At 44.0% G+C, this 23,440-nt stretch carries 28 protein-coding genes and 1 other annotated feature; of the genes, 24 read left to right on the top strand and 4 right to left on the bottom strand.

Annotated elements, in window-relative coordinates:
- Window positions 1-50 precede the first annotated feature (50 nt).
- From yneA to QWY16_RS12415, 7 genes are all read left to right on the top strand, one after another.
- On the top strand, window positions 51-368 hold the full coding sequence (yneA, locus tag QWY16_RS12445; RefSeq protein WP_300989543.1) for a cell division suppressor protein YneA: 318 nt from the start codon (window positions 51-53) through the stop codon (window positions 366-368).
- Window positions 365-1,018: a YneB family resolvase-like protein gene (locus tag QWY16_RS12440; protein ID WP_300989542.1), complete on the top strand. Its 654-nt coding sequence runs from the start codon at window positions 365-367 to the stop codon at window positions 1,016-1,018. Before yneA ends, QWY16_RS12440 begins: the two co-directional genes overlap by 4 nt.
- Window positions 1,019-1,075: 57 nt before the next feature.
- Window positions 1,076-1,309 (top strand): DUF896 domain-containing protein, encoded by a 234-nt coding sequence (locus QWY16_RS12435; RefSeq protein WP_300989541.1) that lies wholly within the window; start codon window positions 1,076-1,078, stop codon window positions 1,307-1,309.
- A gap of 87 nt (window positions 1,310-1,396) precedes the next feature.
- A complete protein-coding gene (gene tkt, locus QWY16_RS12430; RefSeq protein ID WP_300989540.1) occupies window positions 1,397-3,400 on the top strand; it encodes a transketolase in 2,004 nt (667 codons plus the stop codon).
- Window positions 3,401-3,532: 132 nt separating this feature from the next.
- Window positions 3,533-3,766 (top strand): YneF family protein, encoded by a 234-nt coding sequence (locus QWY16_RS12425; RefSeq protein ID WP_300989539.1) that lies wholly within the window; start codon window positions 3,533-3,535, stop codon window positions 3,764-3,766.
- 600 nt (window positions 3,767-4,366) lie between these two features.
- On the top strand, window positions 4,367-4,789 hold the full coding sequence (locus QWY16_RS12420; RefSeq protein WP_300989538.1) for a hypothetical protein: 423 nt from the start codon (window positions 4,367-4,369) through the stop codon (window positions 4,787-4,789).
- A gap of 152 nt (window positions 4,790-4,941) precedes the next feature.
- A complete protein-coding gene (locus tag QWY16_RS12415) occupies window positions 4,942-5,220 on the top strand; it encodes a hypothetical protein (RefSeq protein ID WP_300989537.1) in 279 nt (92 codons plus the stop codon).
- A 34-nt stretch (window positions 5,221-5,254) separates the two neighbouring features.
- Here QWY16_RS12415 and QWY16_RS12410 read toward each other — a convergent pair whose 3' ends face one another.
- Both QWY16_RS12410 and QWY16_RS12405 read right to left on the bottom strand, forming a co-directional pair.
- Window positions 5,255-6,187 (bottom strand): alpha/beta hydrolase, encoded by a 933-nt coding sequence (locus QWY16_RS12410; RefSeq protein ID WP_300989536.1) that lies wholly within the window; start codon window positions 6,185-6,187, stop codon window positions 5,255-5,257.
- A 15-nt stretch (window positions 6,188-6,202) separates the two neighbouring features.
- Entirely contained in the window at window positions 6,203-7,102 is a 900-nt protein-coding gene (locus tag QWY16_RS12405; RefSeq protein WP_300989535.1) for a hydroxymethylglutaryl-CoA lyase, read from the bottom strand.
- A 77-nt stretch (window positions 7,103-7,179) separates the two neighbouring features.
- On the opposite strand from QWY16_RS12405, the gene QWY16_RS12400 reads away from it, so the two are divergent.
- Window positions 7,180-8,367 carry an acetyl-CoA C-acetyltransferase gene (locus tag QWY16_RS12400; RefSeq protein ID WP_300993430.1) on the top strand — a complete coding sequence of 396 codons (1,188 nt, stop codon included), beginning with the start codon at window positions 7,180-7,182 and terminating at the stop codon, window positions 8,365-8,367.
- A 13-nt stretch (window positions 8,368-8,380) separates the two neighbouring features.
- Window positions 8,381-8,620 (top strand): DUF3886 domain-containing protein, encoded by a 240-nt coding sequence (locus tag QWY16_RS12395; protein ID WP_300989534.1) that lies wholly within the window; start codon window positions 8,381-8,383, stop codon window positions 8,618-8,620.
- A gap of 107 nt (window positions 8,621-8,727) precedes the next feature.
- Here QWY16_RS12395 and QWY16_RS12390 read toward each other — a convergent pair whose 3' ends face one another.
- Entirely contained in the window at window positions 8,728-9,345 is a 618-nt protein-coding gene (locus QWY16_RS12390; protein ID WP_300989533.1) for an NUDIX hydrolase, read from the bottom strand.
- Complete coding sequence (locus QWY16_RS12385; RefSeq protein ID WP_300989532.1) at window positions 9,342-9,989, bottom strand: HAD family hydrolase; 648 nt, start codon at window positions 9,987-9,989, stop codon at window positions 9,342-9,344. The genes QWY16_RS12390 and QWY16_RS12385 overlap by 4 nt, the downstream gene beginning before the upstream one ends.
- Window positions 9,990-10,098: 109 nt before the next feature.
- Window positions 10,099-10,289: a binding site (T-box leader), on the top strand.
- Between the two features lie 57 nt (window positions 10,290-10,346).
- On the opposite strand from QWY16_RS12385, the gene proS reads away from it, so the two are divergent.
- From proS to QWY16_RS12310, 15 genes are all read left to right on the top strand, one after another.
- On the top strand, window positions 10,347-11,777 hold the full coding sequence (proS, locus tag QWY16_RS12380; protein WP_300989531.1) for a proline--tRNA ligase: 1,431 nt from the start codon (window positions 10,347-10,349) through the stop codon (window positions 11,775-11,777).
- A 29-nt stretch (window positions 11,778-11,806) separates the two neighbouring features.
- Window positions 11,807-12,640, top strand: a complete 834-nt coding sequence (locus QWY16_RS12375) for a DUF4037 domain-containing protein (protein WP_300989530.1) — start codon at window positions 11,807-11,809, stop codon at window positions 12,638-12,640.
- Window positions 12,641-12,859: 219 nt separating this feature from the next.
- The gene (locus tag QWY16_RS12370) at window positions 12,860-13,363 is read left to right on the top strand and encodes a glycine/sarcosine/betaine reductase selenoprotein B family protein (RefSeq protein ID WP_300989529.1); all 504 of its coding nucleotides are present in this window, start codon (window positions 12,860-12,862) and stop codon (window positions 13,361-13,363) included.
- 66 nt (window positions 13,364-13,429) lie between these two features.
- A complete protein-coding gene (locus QWY16_RS12365) occupies window positions 13,430-13,612 on the top strand; it encodes a hypothetical protein (protein ID WP_300989528.1) in 183 nt (60 codons plus the stop codon).
- A gap of 165 nt (window positions 13,613-13,777) precedes the next feature.
- Window positions 13,778-14,236 carry a hypothetical protein gene (locus QWY16_RS12360; RefSeq protein WP_300989527.1) on the top strand — a complete coding sequence of 153 codons (459 nt, stop codon included), beginning with the start codon at window positions 13,778-13,780 and terminating at the stop codon, window positions 14,234-14,236.
- 55 nt (window positions 14,237-14,291) lie between these two features.
- The gene (locus QWY16_RS12355; RefSeq protein WP_300989526.1) at window positions 14,292-15,290 is read left to right on the top strand and encodes a D-cysteine desulfhydrase family protein; all 999 of its coding nucleotides are present in this window, start codon (window positions 14,292-14,294) and stop codon (window positions 15,288-15,290) included.
- A gap of 402 nt (window positions 15,291-15,692) precedes the next feature.
- Complete coding sequence (locus QWY16_RS12350) at window positions 15,693-16,079, top strand: transcriptional regulator GutM (protein ID WP_300989525.1); 387 nt, start codon at window positions 15,693-15,695, stop codon at window positions 16,077-16,079.
- 33 nt (window positions 16,080-16,112) lie between these two features.
- Complete coding sequence (srlA, locus tag QWY16_RS12345; protein ID WP_300993428.1) at window positions 16,113-16,640, top strand: PTS glucitol/sorbitol transporter subunit IIC; 528 nt, start codon at window positions 16,113-16,115, stop codon at window positions 16,638-16,640.
- A 39-nt stretch (window positions 16,641-16,679) separates the two neighbouring features.
- A complete protein-coding gene (srlE, locus tag QWY16_RS12340) occupies window positions 16,680-17,732 on the top strand; it encodes a PTS glucitol/sorbitol transporter subunit IIB (RefSeq protein ID WP_300989524.1) in 1,053 nt (350 codons plus the stop codon).
- 30 nt (window positions 17,733-17,762) lie between these two features.
- A complete protein-coding gene (locus tag QWY16_RS12335) occupies window positions 17,763-18,128 on the top strand; it encodes a PTS glucitol/sorbitol transporter subunit IIA (RefSeq protein WP_300989523.1) in 366 nt (121 codons plus the stop codon).
- A gap of 18 nt (window positions 18,129-18,146) precedes the next feature.
- Window positions 18,147-19,472, top strand: a complete 1,326-nt coding sequence (locus tag QWY16_RS12330) for an NAD(P)H-dependent oxidoreductase (RefSeq protein WP_300989522.1) — start codon at window positions 18,147-18,149, stop codon at window positions 19,470-19,472.
- 83 nt (window positions 19,473-19,555) lie between these two features.
- A complete protein-coding gene (locus QWY16_RS12325; RefSeq protein ID WP_300989521.1) occupies window positions 19,556-19,900 on the top strand; it encodes a bh protein in 345 nt (114 codons plus the stop codon).
- A gap of 144 nt (window positions 19,901-20,044) precedes the next feature.
- The gene (locus QWY16_RS12320; RefSeq protein WP_300989520.1) at window positions 20,045-21,028 is read left to right on the top strand and encodes a thiamine pyrophosphate-dependent dehydrogenase E1 component subunit alpha; all 984 of its coding nucleotides are present in this window, start codon (window positions 20,045-20,047) and stop codon (window positions 21,026-21,028) included.
- Between the two features lie 24 nt (window positions 21,029-21,052).
- Window positions 21,053-22,036, top strand: coding sequence for an alpha-ketoacid dehydrogenase subunit beta (locus tag QWY16_RS12315; RefSeq protein WP_300989519.1), 984 nt, complete (start codon window positions 21,053-21,055; stop codon window positions 22,034-22,036).
- A gap of 17 nt (window positions 22,037-22,053) precedes the next feature.
- On the top strand, window positions 22,054-23,430 hold the full coding sequence (locus QWY16_RS12310) for a dihydrolipoamide acetyltransferase family protein (RefSeq protein ID WP_300989518.1): 1,377 nt from the start codon (window positions 22,054-22,056) through the stop codon (window positions 23,428-23,430).
- The last annotated feature ends 10 nt before the right edge of the window (window positions 23,431-23,440 follow it).

Genomic DNA, 23,440 nt, shown 5'->3' with positions numbered 1-23,440 from the left:
TTAATATAAGAACATATATTCCGAACACACATTCTTAGGAGGCGGTTCATATGACAATCATTCAAAAAAACTCTTATTTTACAGCATTATTTACCCTTATACTTGTATTTTCAATTTTTTCGGTAATCACCCATAACAATGAAAAAACACAAATGAGCCATGTCCAAATTGAAAAAGGCGATACTTTATGGACTTTAGCGGAAGCATTCAGTGGAGACACCCCTCATCAGCAATGGATCGATGAAATTATGAAGGAAAACGGATTAACCACTGCTAAAATCGTTGCAGGCCAATCACTTAAGATTCCCAGCGACCAACTCAAATACACCCCTGATGAAACCATCAAGCTGGCAGGTGACGCAGAATGAAAAAAACTGCGTTAATTTATTGCCGGGTCAGCACCACGAAAGATACACAGGAAACTTCGCTCGAAAGACAAGAAGAAGAGCTGCTGAAATTTGCATTTGAACAAGGATATATCGTCGATCAAATATTTTCCGATCAGCATAGCGGCTATGAAATGGACCGTGAAGGCTTACTGGAAATGCTGAACTGCATAAAGACCGAAAAAATAGCTGCTGTTTTTATCCAGGACGAAACCCGTCTTGGACGAGGGCATGCCCGCATCGCCCTTTTGCATGTCATGAAAAAATACGGCGTTGAAGTCTACACTTTATCTGACCAAGGACCGATTGCCTTGAATGATATGGATGATATGGTGCTGGAAATTTTAGCGATCGTCGAAGAATACCAGCGGAAAATACATAACGCCAAAATTAAACGAGGCATGAAACGTGCAGTTGAAAACGGCTATAAACCCGAAAAGAATTTGAAAGGGAAAGGCAATCCGGAAGGACGGGAGCGCCTTGATTTGCCAATCGACCAAATCGTCAGCCTGAAAGAAAACGGACTGACATTCCATGAGATTGCAGTTACATTGCAGGGATTCGGCTACCAGGCGAGCAAAGCGACTGTCCATCGCCGCTATAAAGAATTTGAACAGATGAAACAGGGCTAATATATTGCAGAAACCCATCTTCTTTTGTACGATATGTAAGTAGAAAGGTGGGATTTGATGTTATCACCCGATAAATTAAATCGAATTAATGAATTATCGCGTAAATCCAAAAGAGCAGGACTGTCGATAGAAGAAGCGAAAGAACAATCTTTATTGCGTCAAGAATACTTGCAGACATTCCGGAAAACGATGCGCGGAACCATTGAAAACGTAAAAGTGATCGATCCGAATGGCGACGATGTAACGCCAGAAAAAATTAAGAATATCCGGGAGAACAAGTATTTAAATTAATACTTGTTCTCTTTTTCGTTGTATTCTTTTCTATTGTTGACTACACTAGAAAGGGATGAAATTTTGTTCTAGAGAGGATGTTTTTTTATGTCAAACCATGCAGATCAACTTGCAGTGACTACGATTCGCACACTTTCCATTGATGCTATCGAGAAAGCTAATTCCGGGCATCCTGGATTGCCAATGGGAGCAGCTCCTATGGCTTACACATTATGGACGAAACATATGCACCATAACCCTAAAAATCCTAAATGGTTCAACCGTGACCGTTTCGTATTATCAGCTGGACACGGTTCAATGCTTTTATACAGCTTGCTTCATTTGAGCGGATATGGACTTACATTGGATGAAATCAAAAACTTCCGCCAATGGGATTCGAAAACTCCCGGACACCCTGAATACGGCCATACAGAAGGCGTTGAAGCGACTACAGGACCACTCGGCCAAGGAATTGGGATGGCAGTAGGAATGGCTATGGCAGAACGCCATTTAGCGGCTACATACAATAAAGAAAACTTGAATATTGTTGATCATCATACATTCGCTTTATGCGGAGACGGTGACTTGATGGAAGGCGTTGCCGGCGAAGCGATTTCACTGGCTGGCCATTTGAAATTAAATAAATTGGTCGTCCTTTATGACAGCAATGACATCTCATTAGATGGCGATCTTCACATGAGCTTCTCCGAAGACATTAAGAAACGCTTTGAGTCTTATGGCTGGAACTATCTGCGTGTTGAAGACGGTAACGAAATGGACGATTTGTCTGAGAAAATCGCGCAAGCGAAACAGTCATCTGACAAACCGACAATCATCGAAGTGAAAACCGTCATCGGATACGGAGCTCCAAACAAATCCGGTAAAGCGGATGCGCACGGTGCACCACTTGGCGAAGCCGAAATGAAACTGGTAAAAGAATACTACGAGTGGACCTTCGACCAGGATTTCCACGTGCCGGAAGAAGTATACGAAACGTTCAAACAAGCAACTGAAGAACTGGGCGGCAACGCTGAAGCGGCATGGAACGAGTTGTATGCTGAGTACGAAGCGCAGCATCCTGAACTGGCTGCACAGCTTCAAAAAGCAATCAAAGGAGAACTTCCAGAGAACTTCGATGCTGATTTCCCGACTTATGAAGTTGGCAAAAAGCAAGCTACCCGCGCTTCTTCAGGCGATATGGTCAATGCTATCGCGAAAGCTGTTCCTTCATTCTTTGGAGGCAGTGCGGACCTTGCCGGATCAAACAAAACAAACATCAAAGGCGGAGGCGACTTTGACGCTGAAAATCCAACCGGGCGCAATATCTGGTTTGGGGTACGCGAATTCGCAATGGGAACTGCCTTAAACGGTATGGCGCTTCACGGCGGCCTGCATGTGTTCGGCGGCACATTCTTCGTATTCAGTGACTATGTACGCCCGGCAATCCGTTTGGCAGCATTGATGGGCCTTCCTGTAACTTTTGTATTCACTCATGACAGTGTAGCGGTAGGAGAAGATGGACCAACTCACGAACCAGTTGAGCATTTGGCTTCGCTGCGCGCTATGCCGAATTTGAGCGTTGTCCGCCCTGCGGATGCAAATGAAACAAAAGCGGCTTGGAGATTGGCTTTGACTGCGAAAACGGCTCCAACTTTATTGGTTCTTTCGCGCCAAGACCTGCCTGTACTAGAGCACACGAATGACTTGGCAGCAAGCGGAGTTGAAAAAGGTGCTTATGTGGTTTCGCCTGCCGAAAACCCGCAAGCTTTGCTATTGGCAACCGGTTCTGAAGTGAGCCTTGCAGTAGCAGCTCAAAAACAATTGGCTGACGAAGGAATTTCCGTTTCTGTTGTATCGATGCCGTCTTGGGATCGTTTCGAAAAACAAGACAAAGAATACAAACAGTCGGTTATTCCGAAAACAGTCAAAAAACGGTTGGCAATTGAAATGGGCACTTCATTTGGCTGGGAACGCTACACAGGCGATGAAGGCGATATCCTTTCTATTGACCGCTTTGGCGCCAGTGCACCAGGCGAGCGCATCATGAAAGAATTCGGCTTCACACCGGAAAATGTTGTGGCTAAAGTCAAGAATTTAATTAACGAACAATAAAATGACATAAAAGCGGAAGCTGTAAGATGCTTCCGCTTTTATTATTTTGATCTTATGGTCATGTGCACGATTTTATAGTATAATCCATTGTGGTGCACTACTTATTTATGCAACACGAAGGAGGTAACATGAATGGCTACTTGGATCTGGATCGTAATCGTTATCGTGGCGTTGATCGCAGGTGTTGCGCTTGGCTTTTTCATCGCTCGTCAATATATGATGAAGTATTTGAAAGACAATCCACCGATTAATGAAGAAATGCTGCGCATTATGATGATGCAAATGGGACAAAAACCGTCTCAGAAAAAAATCAACCAAATGATGGCTCAAATGAATAAAGCTTCTAATAAACCGGCTAAAAAATAATTTATTAAACTAAGTAGTATCAAGGGTGACAGTTTAATTTTTGATTAATGTTAAAGTGAAGGAAGCTTTATTTATGGGAATATCTCTATTCAGAGCGTCTAGGGTGAATTTTCGTAAGTTTTTCATTCATCATTGGTTTATCCTTCATTTTGCCACTACAAGACCACTTTCTCTGTTGAAACTAAAGCAGAGAGGTGGTTTTTTCTATGGAATTAGAAGATGTATTGAAGTAATATATGTGTCACTGTGAATCAAAGAACTTTACTCATAGACTATGATTAACAAGTGACAGGAAATGAAGCAGTTAAATATATTTTAATTTGTATATTTAGATACATTTAGAATAAATACATTCATAAATAACCGAAGGCTCTTCAAAAGCAACTAGCTTACAATAAAATTATAGTGTTTTATTACCCACAATTTTTTTTATTAATTCAGTAATAAAACACTTTTAAGTGGCTTAGCTGTTGGTTCAAAGTAAAGCTAGTCTCATTTAATTCTATCACAAAAAATCTCTTCCTTTAGGTCCTGTTAATTTTCTGACTTTTCAATTAAAATGGTATTTAATACAGTAAAAAATTGCAAGGAGGAGAGTACATGACTAATTCTATTGAAAAAAATTTTGAATTGGCTGGTTTGTATGAATATATCCGAAGTCGATTGTCTGCTGTCGGTTTGTGGATTCATAATGAAAATGCCAAAGAAACGCTTCAATTTTTCAAAAACGAAAAATCTTTCTTGTTGAGAGAACGTTATCTTGGTGCCATTCAGTATGAAGGAAGTGCTGATTTTTCAAAAAAAGAGCCTCACACTGTTAGTTTTCGGTTTAAAAGAAGCAATCTAACAGACGCTTTAAAAAATGATTTAGAAAAAATCATAACATTTCGGTGTGATAAAAACAAAGGACCATCTATTAATCCTTTATCGGAATCTATTGCTTTTAAATTTAAGCAACTGGGAGAAAATGAGAAATCAACCATAGATGAAATTATTCGTACATTAAAAGAACATTTGAGATAACTTGAAAAGTGTTGTCTTATATCTAGATAGCGGTTTTCAAGTATGGCGCATTATAAAGTATTCAATAGAGATGCGCTTTTTCTCCCTGCGTTTCAAATAGCAGCAAAACAGGGATATGAAAAGAAAACAACTAAAAACGGGAGGGGAATAGTATGCCTGAACAAGAAGAGTTCGTTTTCTACATGCCAGTGATTGAAAAAGAAGAAACGAAGGAAAAAGAAAGTTTCACTACGCAAATGGAAGGCGTCGGCAAAGTTTTGCCCGTGTCGATGGAGCAGATCAATGAAATGGTGAAAGGGTTGTCGGACTATACTTTGGATACAATAGAGTTGCATGTTAGAGGTGTAGCGAGAACAGGCCCGATGGTTGAGTTTTTCATCGGAGCAGAAGGAGAAGCAGGGCTAAAGCTGGTTTTAAAAAAAAAGAAATAAGTCGAAGCAAAAAAGCACTCTCATGGAGTGCTTTTTACATTTCTGAAGTCATCAAGCCGTTTGCGTCTAAAAATTCTGCAACGGTTTTTTCGTATTCTTCCGGGTATTTATTATAAGACTGGGCATGCGCTCCTTCAGCAAAAAAATTGATCGCTTTTGGGTCGGGCTTTATATCAAACATTTCCTGTGACATTTCCGGCAGGACGAATTCATCCTCCAAACTGTGGATGAAAAGGACCGGGTTTTTGATGTGAGCCACCGCTTCTATCGGCGAAACAGTTGAAATGGAATAGCCATCGCGCAATTTCATAAAGACAGCTGCAAGCTTTAATGCCAGTGATGAACGAATTGGCTGGGTGGTCTTCATGACATGCAGGATTTGTTTGGAGATATCGGAATAAGCACAGTCAATGACGTAAAATGCTGCCGTGTCTTCCATGCCTGCGTATAAAAGCGTAGTAGCCCCGCCCATCGACTCGCCGTGGATGCCGAAAAATAAATCAGGTCCCACGTGCAGTCTTAATGCTTCTACTACAGCTTTTAAATCGAGTTTTTCGTAATGGCCGAAACTGGTGGTTTTCCCGCCGCTCTCTCCGTGCCTGCGATGATCGTAGACGACCGAATTAAATCCAAGCCGTTCGAACATGCGGGCGTATTTAAATGAGTTTACTTTGGTTTCTGTGACGCCATGGCAAATGACAACGTATCGTTTCGTGTCATGCGGTTCCAGGAAAATGGCTTTGATGGGATAACCGTTTTCAGACTGGATCCATCTTTCGCTTTTTTTCACTTGGGCGTACCACACTTCATCATAGCGCTTGGCAGAAGTTTCACGCTCTAAAATGAGATTTTCGTCTTTTTTCTTCATATACATCAAGCGATTGCTAATGACAAAGCCAATGACAGCGGCTGTTAAGGTTAAACCAGTTGAAACAATGGCCGAAACCTGCAGCAGTCGTTTCTTCATGGCAGACTACCTTTCCTATGCCTGGTTTTGATAAAGCCGGTACATCCCGGTTTGAACCGGATTTGTCACATGCGGTTCAATTGACTGGACAGCCTCGCATAATAAATCCAGATTGATGCCTGTCTCAATGCCCATGCGGTTCAGCATATTGACCACATCTTCTGTGGCTACGTTTCCTGTAGCACCGGGAGCAAACGGGCAGCCTCCAAGTCCGCCGGCAGATGAATCAAAGCGGTCGACACCGGCCTGCAAAGCAGCAAAAATATTCGCCAGCGCCATTTTTCGTGTATCGTGGAAATGGGCAGTCAGCAGCACATCCGGAAATGCTTCTTTTAATTGCTGGAACAATTCGTAGCTTTCAGCTGGCGTTGCCATGCCTATGGTATCGGCAACACTTAATTCATCCACGCCCCAGTCAACAAATTGATGGCATAAAGCCAATGTATCTTCCGGTTTAATGGCACCTTCGAATGGGCAATAGAAGGCTGTTGAAATGCAGGCACGGACAAAAACGCCATCCTGCTTTAATTTTAAAATAAGCGGTTTTAATGCTTCCATGCTTTCATCCGTCGTTTTATTGATATTTTTCTTGTTGAACGTATTCGACACCCCGACGAATACCGCGACAGCTTGAGCTCCGGATTCCAGTGCGGCATTGATGCCTTTTTCGTTCGGCGTCAAGACGAACTGCCGGCCGATTTTTTCTACATTGGCCATAATGTCTTTGGCATCAGCCATTTGGGGAACCCATTTCGGTGATACGAATGATGTCAATTCCATTTCCTGAATGCCTGCTTTTTGCAATCTCTCGATAAATTGCAGCTTATGCTCAGTTGAAACAACTTTTCCTTCATTTTGAAGTCCGTCCCGTGGCCCTACCTCGATAATCGTTGCATTATTTGGTAAAATGAACATAGTATCCCTCCTGATTCCATTTTAGCCAGTGCAGGGAGAAAAGAGCAAACGGTAAACAACCAAATAAGGGGGAAATCATTGTGTCACAAGAAGTCGTTATTGTCAGTGCAGTTCGTACAGCAATCGGTTCGTTTCAAGGTGCGTTAAAAGACGTGCCGGCTACCAAATTAGGGGCAATCGTTATCAAAGAAGCGGTTGAAAAAGCCGGAATCACACCTGACCAAGTATCAGAAGTGATCATGGGCAATGTTCTTCAGGCAGGGCTCGGCCAAAACCCGGCACGCCAAGCGTCAATGCAGGCTGGGCTTCCGGAAACCGTTCCAGCGATGTCGATCAATAAAGTCTGCGGTTCGGGATTAAAAGCCGTGCATTTGGCGTATCAGGCGATTTATGCCGGAGATGCAGAAATCGTGGTTGCCGGCGGTATGGAAAATATGAGCCAGGCTCCGTATTTGATGCAAAATGCACGCAGCGGATTCCGCATGGGCGACCAAAAAGTGGTCGACAGCATGCTGGTTGACGGTTTAATGTGTGCATTCAATGATTATCACATGGGCATTACTGCTGAAAATCTATGTGACCGCTACGAAATTACACGGGAAGAACAAGATGAATTTTCAGCCCGTTCACAAGCGCGTGCAGCAGCGGCAATTGATGGCGGGAAATTTGAAGATGAAATCGTGCCAGTGGAAATTCCACAGCGTAAAGGCGAGCCGGTTATTTTCAAGACAGATGAATACGTGAAACGCGATTCCACTGCTGAAAAGTTAAGCAAATTACGCCCAGCATTCAAAAAAGACGGCAGCGTAACAGCTGGCAATGCATCGGGCATCAATGACGGAGCAGCAGCAGTTGTGGTCATGTCAAAAGCGAAAGCGGATGAACTGGGGCTTACGCCGCTTGCGACAATCGCGGCGAACGGCAGCGCTGCAGTTGATCCGGCAGTGATGGGAATCGGTCCTGTCCAAGCGGTAAAAAATGCCTTGAAAAAGGCAGATTTATCTCTTGAAGATATTGAATTGATTGAAGCAAACGAAGCATTTGCTGCCCAATCTATTGCAGTCGACAAAGAACTCCATTTCAACCATGATATTTTGAATGTTAACGGCGGAGCAATTGCCCTCGGCCATCCGATTGGTGCCAGCGGTGCGCGCGTATTCGTTTCCCTTCTTCATGAAATGCAGAAACGTGACGCGAAGACAGGACTTGCCACATTGTGCATCGGCGGAGGCCAAGGTGTAGCGACAATTGTAAAACGCCCATAAGGAGAGACACGGTATGGCTAAGAAAAATACTTCAAAGAAAAACTCACCAAAGAAAAAAGAAGAAACAGCCAGCATATTGCCTGAAGATATTCTGGCAAAACTGCAGGCCACGAAAAAAGAGCTGCTGAAAGAAGAACAGCAGCGCGAAGAAGAAAAAGAAGCACAAAAAGTGTTTGAACGACAACAGAAGGAAAAGAACTTGTCGTTTGCGGAACTGCTGGAGCGGCACGGCGATAAAGGGAATAAGTTTTAAAAAGAAGCAATGTTACAAAATGATTTTATGAGTTTCAATAACCCTCTTCATCAAACCTGAAAAGGAAAGATGAAGAGGGTTATTTGTAGCTTATCAAGAATTTATTTCTAATCAAAGACGGTCTCTTTATTTGGATCGTTAAGGAACTCAAACAGCATTTCGATTTGGGACTTGGTATTTCTGCTTTCTGAAAGCTTGGGCAGATTAGTTTCTTTATAAAAATCCACGCCTTTCGTTTCCACCCCATTCTCAGCATTTCCGCCGATAATGTCACATTGTATAAAAATCTTATAATAATGATAAGGCTGAGGCGAGTGCGGATGCTTGTTCATGTCAAGCACCGCCAGAAGCTTAACCGGTACCGCATCAAATCCGGATTCCTCTTTGATTTCCTTGACAATGTTTTCGGCAGGGGAAAGGCCGATATCACAGAATCCGCCAGGCAAAGACCAGCGGTTGTCGATGTTTTCATGCACCATCAGAATTTTTCCGTCTTTGAATACGGCTCCGCGAATATCCAGTTTAGGGGTTTGGTAGCCGGCATCATTTGCAAACAAGTCCTTGATTTTCTGCATTTCCAAGTTGGTGTGCTCGTTGATAATTTCCACACTGATTTCCCGAAGTTCTTCAAAACGCTCCAAATCATAGACGTTTTTTGAAAATGCCAATCCTGCTTGGGACAGTGATTGGATTCTTTGTGCCCAATGGAGCCATTTCGTGCTCATTTAAATCCCCCTTCCATCGCTTCTCTAAAATCATGGACTGTCTTAAAAAGAAACGAAGGAGCCGCGGCGAATTCCAAGGTTTGATAGTCTGGGAGCCACTGGACACCTATCGTTACGACATTTGCTGCAGTTCCGGCTAATATATCCGCATCACTGTCCCCGATAAAGATGGCTTCATCAGCTCTGGCGCCTAATAATGGCAGAATTTTTAGCACCCCTTCCGGATCCGGCTTAGGGTTCACCACGTCATCTCCGGTGATCATGGCATCAAAAAGATGTTCCCATCCAAGGGCTTTCAACGAAATATCGAGACTTCTTTTTGCTTTTCCGGTGACAATCCCCAATTTCAGCCCTTTTTCTTTTAAATGCATCAACAAACTATGGATATCCCTATTCTGTTCAATCATGTCAGCATGATGTTCCAAGTATTGGTCATAATATTGTTCAATCGCTTCTTCTTTGTTGCGGTGCTTCAGGTTTTGGTAGATGATCCCGGTTTCTGAAGGACCGAACATCGCCCGGACTTCAGCCGAAGAAAGTTCCCGCTGGTCATACTTCCGGAAAACGTGCTGAAAAGCCATATCGCAAACCGGCAGTGTATTGGCTAATGTGCCATCAAAATCAAAAAGTATCGCTTTCATCATTTTCACCTCTCATTTCTCGGTTCAACCCGTTACTTAATACTATACTAATTCTTATTGACTAAATATTCTATTTCAATTAATCTGATTAAAATATAAAATAGCAGAATCAGAAATTTTAAGGACCAGTAGATAGAAGTTTCTTTTTCAGAGAAGGTGCCGATGGCTGAGAGGGACCCAAAGAAAATTATCGAACCTGCCTTTCATATCTGTATTGAAAAATGCAGCGGTGCACACCGTTATCATGTTCGAGAGTAAAGCTTTGCTTTAAATTAGGGTGGTACCGCCTTCTGGGTCCCTTATTTTTAGCGGGGCTTTTTTGTTTTATTTTCAATAAATCATTTGAAAAGGGGAATGGATATGGCGAAAAATAGGGTAGAGCAGATTACGAATATGGATGTGGATTTTGCACAATGGTATACGGATGTGGTATTAAAAGCGGAACTGGTCGATTATTCGAGTGTGCGGGGATCGATGATTATCCGTCCATATGGCTACGCAATTTGGGAGAACATCAAAAATGCGTTGGATGCGGAGATTAAAGAGACCGGGCACGATAATGTCTATATGCCATTATTGATTCCGGAAAGCCTGCTGCAAAAAGAAAAAGATCATATCGAAGGTTTTGCCCCGGAAGTGGCCTGGGTGACACACGGCGGCAATGAAGAACTGGCGGAACGATTATGTATCCGGCCGACTTCTGAAGTGCTGTTTGCCGAGCATTATAAGAACATCATCCATTCCTACCGGGACTTGCCAAAGCTTTACAACCAGTGGGCAAATGTCGTGCGCTGGGAAAAAACCACCCGGCCGTTTTTGCGGACTCTTGAGTTTTTATGGCAGGAAGGCCACACATGCCATGAAACGGAACAGGATGCCCATGAAGAAACAGTGAAAATGCTGGATGTCTATGCAGACATTTGTGAGCGAGTGCTGGCAATTCCAGTGATAAAAGGCCAGAAAACAGAAAAAGAAAAATTCGCCGGTGCAGAATATACCTATACGATTGAAAGTTTAATGCATGACGGCAAAGCGCTGCAGTCCGGGACTTCACATAATTTGGGCACGGGCTTCGCGAAAGCATTCGGCATTGAATTTTTGGACCGGGAAGGCAAACTTCAGACAGTCCACCAGACGTCCTGGGGCTTCACTACGCGCATCATTGGCGCGATGATCATGGTGCATGGCGATGACAAAGGGCTGGTCCTGCCGCCTGAAGTGGCGCCGACACAAGTGCTCATCGTGCCAATCGCCCAGCACAAAGAAGGTGTGCTCGATGCGGCATATGCCCTGCAGCATGCCTTGAAATCCAAAATGCGGGTCGGGATCGACGCCAGTGATAAAAAGCCGGGCTGGAAGTTCAACGAATCTGAAATGAAAGGCATCCCGATCCGCCTGGAAATCGGACCCAAAGATATCGAAGAAAACAAAGTGGTCCTTGTCAGAAGAGACACAGGAGAGAAGATAGCGGTTGAACAACAGAACCTAGAAACCGAAATCCCGCGTCTTCTTCAGGAGATACAAAAGAATTTATATGATAAAGCGCTGCAGCACCGTTTAACCAAAACCAATACAGCTGCAACTATGGAAGAGTTTAAAGATACGCTGTTAGCAGAAGGTGGCTTTGTCAAAGCGATGTGGTGCGGAAAAGAGTCCTGCGAAGACCAAATAAAAGAAGAAACCCAAGCGACATCACGCTGCATTCCATTCGACCAGGAACTCATAACAGATACCTGTGTTTGCTGCGGCGAAAAAGCAGAACAGCTGGTCATTTGGGCAAAGGCTTATTAAATGGCCGTCCACTCAAAGGAGAAAATCAAATGGAATTGAAAGAACTGGCAAAAGAAATAGCAGACGTATACATGCACAATCCTAAAATCGAGTCCGTCATGCTGGGGGGATCTGTCGCGCGAAATTTATCTGATGAATTTTCGGATATTGAATTGTTTATTTTTTGGAGGGAAAGCCCAACTGATGAAGACAGAAAAGAACCGATTGAAAAGCTAGGCGGCAACATACTTGATTTTCATCCTTTTGAAGACGAAGAATGGTCGGAAACTTATACGGTCCAGAACGTTAAACTGGAAATCAGCAATTTCCTGGTGAGTACTGCCTTTCAGTATGTTGAAAGCATAACTTTAAAATATGATACAGATCTTGAGAAACAAGTCTTACTAGCATCCATCGATGATGGCATTCCGCTTGGAGGCGAGAAGGCGCTATTCGAGCTGAAGGGAAAAATAAAGTTGTATCCTGTAAAGCTTGGCGAGGCGATGGTCAAAGAGAATAGAGAGCTCGGGACGCGCTGGCAGAACCGTGAAGCGCTCCTTGCCCGGGAAGACTGGCTGATGCTCTACCAAATTATCGTGGCCGTTGAAGTTAAACTGATGGGCATTCTATTTGCGCTCAATCAGCGATATGTTCATCACCCGGCATTTAAATGGCAGAAAGCTTCGCTGGACAACATGGAGATAAAGCCGGAAAACAGTTCGGAACGCTTTGCTTCAGTCTTGCTTGGAGAACCGAAGGAAAGCGTCAAAGAGTTGGAGCGGCTGATTATAGAAGTTTTTCAATTGGCACAAACTCTTTATCCTGAGCTAGATATGTCCGGTGCTATGGAAAAAGCCGGCTGGGCAAGACCTAAAAATAGTTGAACAACATTAATTTCAGAACAAAAATCAAATCCTTTCTTTAAAATTAAAATCTGAAATTTTCGTTAACAAACTATATCCTGGCCGGTAAATAAAAGGGTTATTTACTAAACAGTCGAATACACTAAACAACTAAAAGAATCAGTCACTCAAAGCTTTGGAGATTAAACAAAGGGATGTAGGCAATGCCAAAGAAATTAACGAATGGAGGAGCTATGGAAAATGAAAAGCCGTACAAAAATCAAATCAAAAGTGGCTGTGGCATTTTTGGAAAACTTCCCGAAAGCTTATAACAATTACACATTAAAGCATGTCAGTAAACAGCCAGGTGTTCCAGAAGCGAACTTGACTAAACCGCTGGCTGAATGCAAAGTCGCTTTGTTATCGACTGCCGGTGTCCATTTGAAAACAGACATTCCGTTTGATCTTGATATTCAAGATCACACCATCCGGATCGTCCCTGGAAAGGCCCAGGAAGAAGAGCTGACGGTAACCCATATGTATTACGATACGAAATTCGCTAAAAAAGATACAACGATCGTTTTTCCGATCCAACAGCTGAAAGAGCTGGAACAGTCCGGAGTTATCGGTTCTGTATCAGACATCCATATCGGATTGTATGGCGGCATCATGGAGACCGAGCAGGTCGAAAAGGAATCGATTCCGAAAGTAGTGGAGCTGTTCAAAAACAAAGACATTGATGTGGCTTTGCTGGTGCCTGGCTGAGGCACTTGCCATAATGTACTCGGGCTGTATGCCCGGGCTTTAGAAGCGTCAGGAGTGGCAACTGCAATGATTACGTTATTGCCTGAGGTCACTGAAAAAGTTGGAGTCCCGCGGACATTGCATGTTCCGTTCAAACTGGGCCGTCCATGCGGGGAACCGTTTGATTTCGAGACACGGAAAAAAGTGATCAATCAATTGCTGGAGCTTGCTGCGAAGCCGGCTGGAACGCGCATGGAATATATTGAGTAAAGTAAACCAAACTGATGAATACCAACTGCAGCAATAAGTAAGAAATAAGGCTGGATTAAGGAAGGATGCAGTTATCTAAATGAAATGCTCCTTTCTTTTTTACTTTGGACCCGAAAACACATGATTAAACTTCCAAATTATTTATAAAGAGAGGAAGAAGGGGATGTGCGTGAGAAAATTAGAAGATGGCTTTATGACATCGAAAAATTCATTGATCTACAGAAGTACATCTCTATTGATGCTGAGGGAATAGACGAAGAATTAAAAAACAGAATTGTCGAGATGGAAAACTTGGCAGAAAATTTGGCTAAGAAGATGCAACTTCAATATGCGGCTCAATTTGAAGAGCAGAAAAAGCGCAACTTTTCCGTCTGGCTTTCAAGGGATCTTAATGGAGACGTATTAGAAAGCCTGTCTGCAGACTGCTGCCTGGACAAAGAATATCGTTCTCGGATTGCGATAGACTATAATGACCCGGGCTATGATAACGATGCTTACGCAGCGGCCATTACAATTTGGCATCATCACGGAACTTTCTTTAAAAGGTTTGGGACTTTATTTGATGCGGCTAAAAATGATTTGGAAAAAGAAATCGAAGAAATGTTGAAGAACTTGCTTGATTAACTAAACTTTCCGATTTTCATAATTTGTTTAATACTATAAGAAGAGGTGGCATTCGTTGCATAACATACCAAAACGCTTGAATTTGGCAAATCTTCCTACTAAAATTGAAAAACTTCATCGGCTGTCTGAAAAGTTGGGAGGACCAAATATATATGTGAAACGCGATGACCAAACCGGTACTGAAGTGGCTGGCAATAAAATTAGGAAACTGGAATACACCCTCCACGAAGCAATCAGCCAAGGAGCGGATACGCTGATCACTTGCGGAGGCATCCAGTCAAACCATTGCCGGACGACGGCCGCGGCAGCAGCTAAACTGGGATTGAAAACAAAACTGGTGCTCAGAGGACAACAGCCTGCTGCTCCGAATGGCAATTTATTGCTTGATGTGCTTTTTGGAGCGGATATCCACTGGGTTACGCCGGAGGAATATAGAAATCGCCGGAATGATATTATGACGGGATTGAAAGAAGAACTGGCTCAGCAAGGGAGTCATGCTTACATTATTCCGGAAGGCGCCTCTAACGGGATCGGAGCGTTCGGATATTATTCTGCAATGGAAGAAATCATCCAGCAGGAAAAAGAAATGGGCGTCCAGTTTGATGCAGTAGTTATGGCAGTCGGTTCCGGGGGGACATATGCCGGTTTGCTTCTCGCCCAAAAAATTTTTAAGACTTCACATGAGATTATTGGTTTTAATGTCAGCAACGATGCCGAATATTTTCACCGAGCAATAATGAAGGTATTGGAAGACGCAGAAAAACACCTGGAAAGTTCTGTTGAAATCTGTTCTAAGGATATTCGCATTATCGATGGTTATGTAGGGCTGGGATACGCCATCGGACGGCCGGAAGAAAGAGCATTCATAAAAGAACTTGCGATGCTGGAAGGCCTTGTCTTGGATCCTGTTTATACCGGCAAAGGATTTTATGGACTTATTGAAGAAATAAAGAAAGGTCGTCTGGAACATTTGAATAATATTCTCTTTATCCATACGGGAGGCCTATACGGCATATTTCCTCAAGGAAAAGAATTCGCAAATCTACTTCAATAATTCTTTGAAAGGGGCTGTCCAATAAGTCTGTTATTAGACTTATTGGACAGCCCCTTGCTTCTAATAAAGCGGAGGTTAATACTATTGCTCCTGCATCGCTGCGCTAGCTTCGGTGCAGAAAAAACCGCCGCTACGTTAGCTTCGTCGCAAAGGAGTTGTCCCAAAAGTAATTTGGGACAACTCCTTTTTTATGGTTATTTTCAGAAATTCCTTATACAAGGCCGGAAGCGGACTTCGCAATAAAAGTTACAAAACCTATCTCTATACTGAGAAATCATTATATTGTAAATAATTTTAATATTCTCTTAATACCTATTGATTTATGGTGAAAGCGCTTTTATAATGTAGCTAATAACATGTGTTACAGCATGGAACATATGTAAACGGAACGGAGGGGTTCATTTGTGGGGGTGGTTTATAGTCGTGTTTGCTGGAGTTTGGCTGCTTCAAATAATGCTGACGAAAATCCAGTTGAAAAATTATCAAACGACTATTAAGAAAATGAGCAACAGGCCTTCTGGCTATTTGGGGGTCGGGGTCCAAAAGCAAAAAATGGGGATTGGCGTCATTGCTATTTTGGTTACGGATGATGCAGGCACAGTAGTAGAAAGCCAATTGATGAAAGGAGTGACAGTATTCAGCCGGTTTGAGGATTTCAGTAAATACAACGGCCTGACAATAGAGAAGCTGAAAAAAAGCCTGGATCACGAACCTGTTGACTTAGCTTTTAAAATGGCAATCGAAAAAATCGAAACGCAAATGGAAAAGAAGATAAATCCAGCAGTATAAGGAGGATGAAAGATGAATTTTTTAGATGCAATCATGAACTTTTTAGTTAGGCTCGCTGAAGGCTTTATTGGAATGTTCCAGGCAGGTGCCGATACGTTTACCGGACTGGTCACAGGAATAATTCCGTTGCTGGTTGTGTTAATCACCGCCATCAATGCGCTGATCCGGTTGATTGGTGAAGAACGCATAAATCGGCTAGCACGGAAAAGCACCAAAAATATGATTTTGCGCTATACGCTGTTTCCAGTACTGGCTGTTTTCTTTTTAACCAATCCGATGGCCTATACTTTTGGAAAGTTTCTTCCGGAAAAACAAAAACCGGCTTTTTACGATTCAGCGGTTTCTTTCGTTCACCCGATTACGGGATTGTTCCCGCATGCGAACCCTGCTGAATTATTCGTGTATCTCGGGATTTCCGCAGGGATTACAACATTAGGACTGTCGCTCGGGCCATTGGCGATCCGTTACTTTTTGGTAGGTGTGATTGTCATTTTGATCCGCGGTATTGTAACGGAACTCATTACAGTCCGCATGATGAAGGCAAAAGGAATGGAAGTTTAAATCTTAGAGTTGCGCTCAGTTGAAAAGGAGGCAAGCAAAATGACAGGTACTCAAACACCATTGAATTTTAAGGCAGTTTCCGTCACAAAAGGCCGCGGAGGCTGGGGCGGTCCGCTGACGATTCGGCCAAACGAAGAACAGCGGTATATCGTCTCAGTTACAGGCGGCGGAATTCATCCGATAGCAGAAGAAATTGCACGTCTGACAGGCGCCGAAGCTGTTGATGGCTTTAAAGGATCTTATGCAAAAGAAACGATGGCCTGTGTCATTATCGACTGCGGTGGCACAGCGCGGTGCGGTGTTTATCCAAAAATGAATATTTTGACGATCAACGTCAATGCGACATCACCATCCGGCCCATTAATGAAATTTATCAACGAAGAAAATTTTGTGTCAGGTGTGACCCTTTCAGACATCCGTGCAGTAGCTGCTCCTTATGAGGATCAGGACGAAGTGAAAAATGCGGTCGATGAAGTGGAAGCACCAGCGGTCCGAAAGACGCCGCAGGAAATAAAAGAAGAAGCAAGGCTGAAAGCGGCTGGAAATTACCAGCAGCCAAAGAAAATGAATCTTATTGAACGGGTGGGCCGCGGTGCCGGTAAAGTAGTGGGGGTCCTCTACCAAGCAGGACGTGAAACAATCGATCAAGTCCTAAAAAACATCCTGCCGTTCATGGCGTTTGTCAGTATGCTGATCGGGATTATCACTTATACAGGGATTGGTGATCTCATTGCGAATTTCGTGACACCGCTTGCCGGCAATATTTTCGGATTGCTGATTCTTTCGGTTATCTGTGCTTTGCCGATTTTATCGCCGCTGCTCGGGCCGGGTGCAGTTATTGCTCAAGTCGTCGGAGTGCTGGTCGGTGTGGAAATCGGGCGAGGCAATATTCCGCCGGCACTGGCATTACCAGCATTGTTTGCCATCAATCCTCAAGTAGGGGCTGATTTTGTGCCAGTCGGTTTGACGCTCGGGGAAGCGGATCCGGAAACGATTGAAGTCGGAGTCCCGGCTGTCTTGATTTCCCGGATGATTACAGGTCCGTTGGCAGTTGTAATCGCATACTTATTCAGCTTTGGCTTATACAGTTAATCAAAAGGGGGCAGTTAGGTGGAAGACGTTATGATAAAAAAATATGAAGCTAAAATAACAGAAATCGGTGAAGAAGTTGAAATCTTTGCAGAAGAGAATATGATGGTCATATTTAATAATACTGTACCTGAAGAACTCCGTTCCTTCGCAGTAATCCATGAAAAAGCGGATCTTCTTGGTAAAGTTGAAACTGGAGACATCCTGGAAATCAACGGCGAGCGTTACAGAATTTTGTTCGTCGGCAATAAAGTGAATGACACTTTACAAGACCTCGGCCACTGCACCATCTCGTTTACAGGTGATATTTCGGCCGATCTTCCGGGAACTATGTGCGTAGAAAGCAAGCCTTTGCCTGAATTGGCATTGGGTGCTGATATCCGGATTTTTAAAGCCTAACAAAGAGGAGACTGGATAATGCTTGGTATAAATAGAAAACTAGAAGAACTTGAAAAAAGCGGAACAATTATCAAGGTTGGCCTAGTCGGTGCAGGACAAATGGGAAGAGGCATGGTTTCCCAGATTGAAAATATGGCCGGTATGCGGGTTGTCGTAACGGCTGATATACAAATTGATAATGTAAAAAATGCCTATTCAAAATCCGGGGTGGCAAGTTCGGACATTGTTGAGACGAATAATGAAGAAGAGGCAGAAGAGGCTGTGAAGGCAGGGAAAGTTGTAGCGACTACTGACGCCCAGCTGGTCACTTCGCTTCCAGAAGTGGATGTTGTGGTTGATGCGACTGGCGTGCCGGATATTGGAGCGAAAATCGCTTGGGATGCCATCTTAAATAAGAAACACATAGTCATGCTCAATGTTGAAGCGGACGTAACGATCGGGCCGCTGCTGAAGAAAATGGCGGATGCCAGCGGTGTCGTATATACCGGGACAGCTGGAGACGAGCCGGGTGCAATCATGGAATTATATGATTTTGCAGATGCCCTTGGATTCGAAGTGGTAGCTGTTGGCAAAGGAAAAAACAATCCGCTGAATTTAGCGGCGAATCCGGACACTGCAGCAGAAGAAGCAGCAAGGAAAGGCGCCAGCCCGAAAATGCTTGCTTCGTTTCAGGATGGAACAAAGACAATGGTAGAAATGACTGCCGTAGCCAATGCCACAGGATTCCTGCCAGACAAACCGGGCATGAATGGATTTGTCAGCGATGTGAAAGGGCTTCCGGAAATTTTTAAACTGAAAGAAGATGGCGGCCAAGTCAGCAATAAGAAGATAGTAGAATATATCAACGGCATTGCACCAGGCGTTTTTGTAATAGTGGCTTCAGAAAAAGATGAAGTCAATCATGAAATGCAGTATTTGAGCATGGGGGAAGGACCTAACTACGTGCTTTACCGTCCATATCATCTAACAAGTCTGGAAACGCCGATTTCAATTGCCAGAGCCTATTTTTACAATGAAGCCACAATCGCCCCTTGGAAGGGCCTCCAGGCGGAAACAGTGACTGTAGCTAAAACCGATCTTGAAGAAGGGCAGTTCCTTGACAGCATCGGCGGTTTTACAGTTTACGGCAGTATCCTGTCTGCAGTTGAAGCGAAAGAAAAGAACGCTTTGCCAATGGGTCTGGTTGACCGGAATGTCCAATTGAAACGCTCCATTAAAAAAGGCGAAATTATCACATATGACGATGTCGTCCAAACGAAAGAATCCACAATTTGGCGATTGCGCCGCATGCAAGATGATACATTTGCAGCGAAAACAGAAAAAGTAGAACCGGTAAAAGCATGACTTTCACCAATTGCTTCGGTGATTGAAGGAACATTTTAATATCGGTTAGAACGTAAATTAACTAAACGAGAAGGTGTTCTATAATGAAAGTAAAGAAAATGGAAGCAGGATTGTACTGTGTTCACTGCAAAGAAGAAGTAAATCATGAAATAACCTATATCAACAGCGACATCAAAAGCATCCGGTGCCTGCAATGCAACCGGACGAAGGAATTGAAAGTGGATCTCAAAAAAGAGTTCTACAAAGAAATCTATGAACGCATTGCAACTAAGCCTACCCGGATGACTAAAGAGTACCGCGATGATTTGAGCCATTTGTTATTTTCTCTTCCTGTACGTGCCATGAAAAAGCCATACCGGATTTTAAAAGATGTGAATACGTCCAGAAAAGTGATCAAAACCTATAAAACTAAAAAAAGTATAAAATGATATTTTCCTGTACAAGGGCCAGTCTTCTCCACTTAGTAGAGGAGCCTGTCCCTTTTAATTTCTTGACGAATTGACAGAAAAGTCTTATGATATTTACATATGTTACGTATGTGAACAAATGTAAAATACAGAGGAGGATTTTCAATGACTCAAACACTTAATTTACCGCCGCATGTCCAAGAAACAGATTTGGCAGGCTTGTTGAAGCAAATGTGGCAAATCCGGTATTTTGAAGAGAAAGTTGATGAGTTTTTTGCTAAAGGGATGATTCATGGAACCACTCACTTAGCGGTTGGCCAGGAAGCCTCAGCAGTAGGATCGATTGCAGTATTGGAAGACCGGGACAAAATCACAAGCACTCACCGTGGCCATGGACACTGTATCGCTAAAGGAGCAGAAGTGAACCGGATGATGGCAGAATTGTTCGGCCGCACAACCGGCTATTGCAAAGGCAAAGGCGGTTCGATGCATATTGCCGATGTTGAACAAGGAAACCTTGGGGCCAACGGAATTGTTGGAGGCGGCTTTTCGATTGCTGCGGGTGCAGCTTTAACTTCCCAGATGAGAAAAGAAGGATATGTTGTACTGTGCTTTTTCGGGGACGGTGCTTCAAATGAAGGCAGTTTCCATGAAGCAGTCAACTTAGCGTCTATTTGGAAACTGCCAGTTGTCTTTATTTGTGAAAACAATCAGTACGGCATGTCTGGTCCTGCTAAAGAAATGATGAATGTTGAAGACGTGGCGCAGCGGGCTGAAGCCTACGGCATCCCAGGAAAAGTAGTGGATGGCAATGATGTTTTTGATGTGATGAATGGAGTAGGGCAAGCGGTTGAGCGGGCGCGAAATGGAGAAGGCCCTTCAATTGTGGAAGCGAAAACATATCGCTGGAAAGGCCATTCCAAGAGTGATGCGAAAAAATACCGGACACGCGAAGAAGAACAGGAATGGCGCGCGAAAGATCCGATTGCACGCTTGCGCGATGTGCTGATCCAAGAAGGATTGCTGACAGAAGAGGAAGCGGACCAGATCAAAGCCGATGCGAAAAAGGAAATTGAAGAATCTGTTGAATTTGCAAAAGATAGTCCAATGCCAACACTCGATGATTTAATGGAAGACATTTACGCTTAAGACGGAGCAAAGGGGAGTAAAGCAATGAGAGAGCTAACTTATCTAGAAGCGGTCAGAGAAGCATTGAGCCAGGAAATGCGCCAAAACGATGATGTTTTCATTTTGGGAGAAGATATCGGGGTTTATGGAGGAGCTTTTGGTGTGACGCGCGGCATGATCGAAGAATTCGGTCCGGAACGGATTCGCAACACGCCCATTTCAGAAGCGGCCATTTCCGGCACGGCAGTCGGTGCAGCTTTAACTGGCATGCGGCCGATACTGGAGCTGCAATTTTCGGATTTCATCACCATTGCGATGGATAATATGGTCAACCAGGCAGCGAAAATCCGTTATATGTACGGAGGAAAAGGGAAAGTGCCGATGGTGCTGCGCACTCCGGCCGGTTCTGGAACAGGAGCAGCGGCCCAGCATTCCCAAAGCCTGGAAGCCTGGATGGCACATGTCCCGGGTTTAAAAGTAGTCCAGCCTTCGACAGCGTATGATGCAAAAGGGCTGTTAAAAGCGGCAATCGATGATGATAATCCTGTCATTTTTTACGAACACAAATTGTGCTATAAAACGAAATCGGAAGTTCCTGAAGAACAATATTCCATTCCATTAGGCAAAGCGGACATTAAACGTGAAGGGACGGATGTGACGATTGTTGCCACTGCCATCATGGTGCATAAAGCGCTGGAAGCAGCTGCGGAGCTTGAAAAAGAAGGCATCAGCGTGGAAATAATTGATCCTCGGACTCTCGTTCCTTTGGATACTGAAACGATTATCCAGTCGGTTAAGAAAACAAGCCGTCTGATTGTTGTCCATGAAGCGGTTAAGCGTGGAGGCTTTGGCGGAGAAATTGCCAGCACAATTGCAGAAAGTGAAGCATTTGACTATTTGGATGCGCCGATAAAACGGCTGGGCGGCAAAGCTGTTCCGATTCCTTATAACCCAGAGCTCGAAAAAGCGGCAGTTCCGCAAGTCGGCGATATTGTCTCAGCAGCAAAAGAAATCTTAAACCGCCAGTAGGGAGGAGGAATAGACCGATGGCTAAAGAAATATTCATGCCGAAATTGAGCAGCACGATGGAAGTCGGGACAATGATTCAATGGTTTAAAAACGAAGGCGATTCCGTTGAAGTGGGAGACCCACTTTTTGAAATCATGACAGACAAAATCAACATTGAAGTAGAATCCTACGAAGAAGGCATTCTGTTAAAAAAGTATTTCGAAGAAGACGATGAAGTCCCAATCAATCACGTAGTCGGCTATATCGGGGAAGCGGGGGAAAGAGTTCCAGACGATCCTCCGGGTGAATCCGGTGCTGCGGCAGAGGAAGAAGACTTAAGCGATTCCCGCCAGCCGGAAGTCAGCGATTTAAAAGAACAAGGCATCAGTGAAACCAGTGTCCCTAATGAAACAAGCGGGGCAGGGGAGAACTCTCCGCTTGAAGAAAAGCCGCGGGCCACTCCTGCTGCACGACGAGTGGCAAGAGAAGAAAACATTGTGCTTGCAGAAGTTCCAGGGTCCGGACCAAACGGGCGAATCCAGCAAGGAGATGTGATGGCTTTTGCTTCATCCCATACGGCACCAAAAGCAACGCCGCTCGCTAAAAAAGTGGCAGAAGCGGAAGGCGTAGAGTTGCAGGGAATAAAAGGCACCGGTTCGCAAGGGAAAATATACCGCTCAGACGTTGAAGGGGCAAAACAGCCGGCACCGATTTTAGCTTCAGCCGGCGGCAAACGCGTGAAAATGGAAGGCATCCGAAAAGTTGTGGCTCAGCGCATGCATCAAAGCAAAACAACGGCACCTCACGTCACGTTGACTACGGAAGTTGACATGACGGAAGCAATCGGCATGCGCAAGCAATTGCTCGGATCGATTGAACAACAGACCGGATTCCGGCTGTCCTATACCGAAATCATTTTAAAAGCTTCAGCTTCAGCGCTGAAGCTGCACCCTAATATAAATGTTTCCTTAGAAGGCAATGAAATCGTCTTTCACGAAGAAATTAACCTTGGCTTAGCGGTAGCCGTCGACAACGGCCTAATGGTGCCGGTGGTTAAAAACGTGGATCAAAAAGGCCTTTCCGAATTGACTGCAGAATGCAAGCGCCTTGGTAAAGCGGCGCGCGACAGCAAACTGAAGCCGGACGAAATGTCGGGTGGCACGTTCACCATCAGCAATCTGGGCATGTATGCCATTGATGCTTTTACACCGGTCATCAATCAGCCGGAATCAGCCATTCTGGGAGTAGGGCGAATCAACGAAAAGCCGGTCGGTGTAAACGGCGCCATTGAGCTTCGGCCGATGATGGTCCTCAGCTTGTCATTTGATCACCGGGTTATTGACGGTGCTCCTGCGGCGGCCTTTTTGACCGAATTAAAAGAAGTGCTTGAACATCCTTATAAATTACTGGTTTAAGGAGTAGATT

Origin of the sequence: Planococcus shenhongbingii, from assembly GCF_030413635.1 — a bacterium.
GTDB classification, from domain to species: domain Bacteria; phylum Bacillota; class Bacilli; order Bacillales_A; family Planococcaceae; genus Planococcus; species Planococcus shenhongbingii.
This window is presented reverse-complemented; position numbering and strand designations above follow the sequence as displayed.

Excerpts from the sequence above, each read along its gene's own strand:
- QWY16_RS12375 (WP_300989530.1), top strand. The coding sequence starts at position 11,807 with ATGGAATTGAAAGAACTGGCAAAAGAAATAGCAGACGTATACATGCAC.
- proS (WP_300989531.1), top strand. The coding sequence starts at position 10,347 with ATGGCGAAAAATAGGGTAGAGCAGATTACGAATATGGATGTGGATTTT.
- QWY16_RS12425 (WP_300989539.1), top strand. The coding sequence starts at position 3,533 with ATGGCTACTTGGATCTGGATCGTAATCGTTATCGTGGCGTTGATCGCA.
- QWY16_RS12335 (WP_300989523.1), top strand. The coding sequence starts at position 17,763 with ATGATAAAAAAATATGAAGCTAAAATAACAGAAATCGGTGAAGAAGTT.
- QWY16_RS12390 (WP_300989533.1), bottom strand. The coding sequence starts at position 9,345 with ATGAGCACGAAATGGCTCCATTGGGCACAAAGAATCCAATCACTGTCC.
- QWY16_RS12315 (WP_300989519.1), top strand. The coding sequence starts at position 21,053 with ATGAGAGAGCTAACTTATCTAGAAGCGGTCAGAGAAGCATTGAGCCAG.
- QWY16_RS12440 (WP_300989542.1), top strand. The coding sequence starts at position 365 with ATGAAAAAAACTGCGTTAATTTATTGCCGGGTCAGCACCACGAAAGAT.
- QWY16_RS12405 (WP_300989535.1), bottom strand. The coding sequence starts at position 7,102 with ATGTTCATTTTACCAAATAATGCAACGATTATCGAGGTAGGGCCACGG.
- QWY16_RS12385 (WP_300989532.1), bottom strand. The coding sequence starts at position 9,989 with ATGATGAAAGCGATACTTTTTGATTTTGATGGCACATTAGCCAATACA.
- QWY16_RS12420 (WP_300989538.1), top strand. The coding sequence starts at position 4,367 with ATGACTAATTCTATTGAAAAAAATTTTGAATTGGCTGGTTTGTATGAA.
- QWY16_RS12320 (WP_300989520.1), top strand. The coding sequence starts at position 20,045 with ATGACTCAAACACTTAATTTACCGCCGCATGTCCAAGAAACAGATTTG.
- QWY16_RS12435 (WP_300989541.1), top strand. The coding sequence starts at position 1,076 with ATGTTATCACCCGATAAATTAAATCGAATTAATGAATTATCGCGTAAA.
- QWY16_RS12325 (WP_300989521.1), top strand. The coding sequence starts at position 19,556 with ATGAAAGTAAAGAAAATGGAAGCAGGATTGTACTGTGTTCACTGCAAA.
- srlE (WP_300989524.1), top strand. The coding sequence starts at position 16,680 with ATGACAGGTACTCAAACACCATTGAATTTTAAGGCAGTTTCCGTCACA.
- yneA (WP_300989543.1), top strand. The coding sequence starts at position 51 with ATGACAATCATTCAAAAAAACTCTTATTTTACAGCATTATTTACCCTT.
- QWY16_RS12310 (WP_300989518.1), top strand. The coding sequence starts at position 22,054 with ATGGCTAAAGAAATATTCATGCCGAAATTGAGCAGCACGATGGAAGTC.
- QWY16_RS12415 (WP_300989537.1), top strand. The coding sequence starts at position 4,942 with ATGCCTGAACAAGAAGAGTTCGTTTTCTACATGCCAGTGATTGAAAAA.
- QWY16_RS12370 (WP_300989529.1), top strand. The coding sequence starts at position 12,860 with ATGAAAAGCCGTACAAAAATCAAATCAAAAGTGGCTGTGGCATTTTTG.
- QWY16_RS12330 (WP_300989522.1), top strand. The coding sequence starts at position 18,147 with ATGCTTGGTATAAATAGAAAACTAGAAGAACTTGAAAAAAGCGGAACA.
- QWY16_RS12410 (WP_300989536.1), bottom strand. The coding sequence starts at position 6,187 with ATGAAGAAACGACTGCTGCAGGTTTCGGCCATTGTTTCAACTGGTTTA.
- QWY16_RS12365 (WP_300989528.1), top strand. The coding sequence starts at position 13,430 with ATGATTACGTTATTGCCTGAGGTCACTGAAAAAGTTGGAGTCCCGCGG.
- srlA (WP_300993428.1), top strand. The coding sequence starts at position 16,113 with ATGAACTTTTTAGTTAGGCTCGCTGAAGGCTTTATTGGAATGTTCCAG.
- QWY16_RS12395 (WP_300989534.1), top strand. The coding sequence starts at position 8,381 with ATGGCTAAGAAAAATACTTCAAAGAAAAACTCACCAAAGAAAAAAGAA.
- tkt (WP_300989540.1), top strand. The coding sequence starts at position 1,397 with ATGTCAAACCATGCAGATCAACTTGCAGTGACTACGATTCGCACACTT.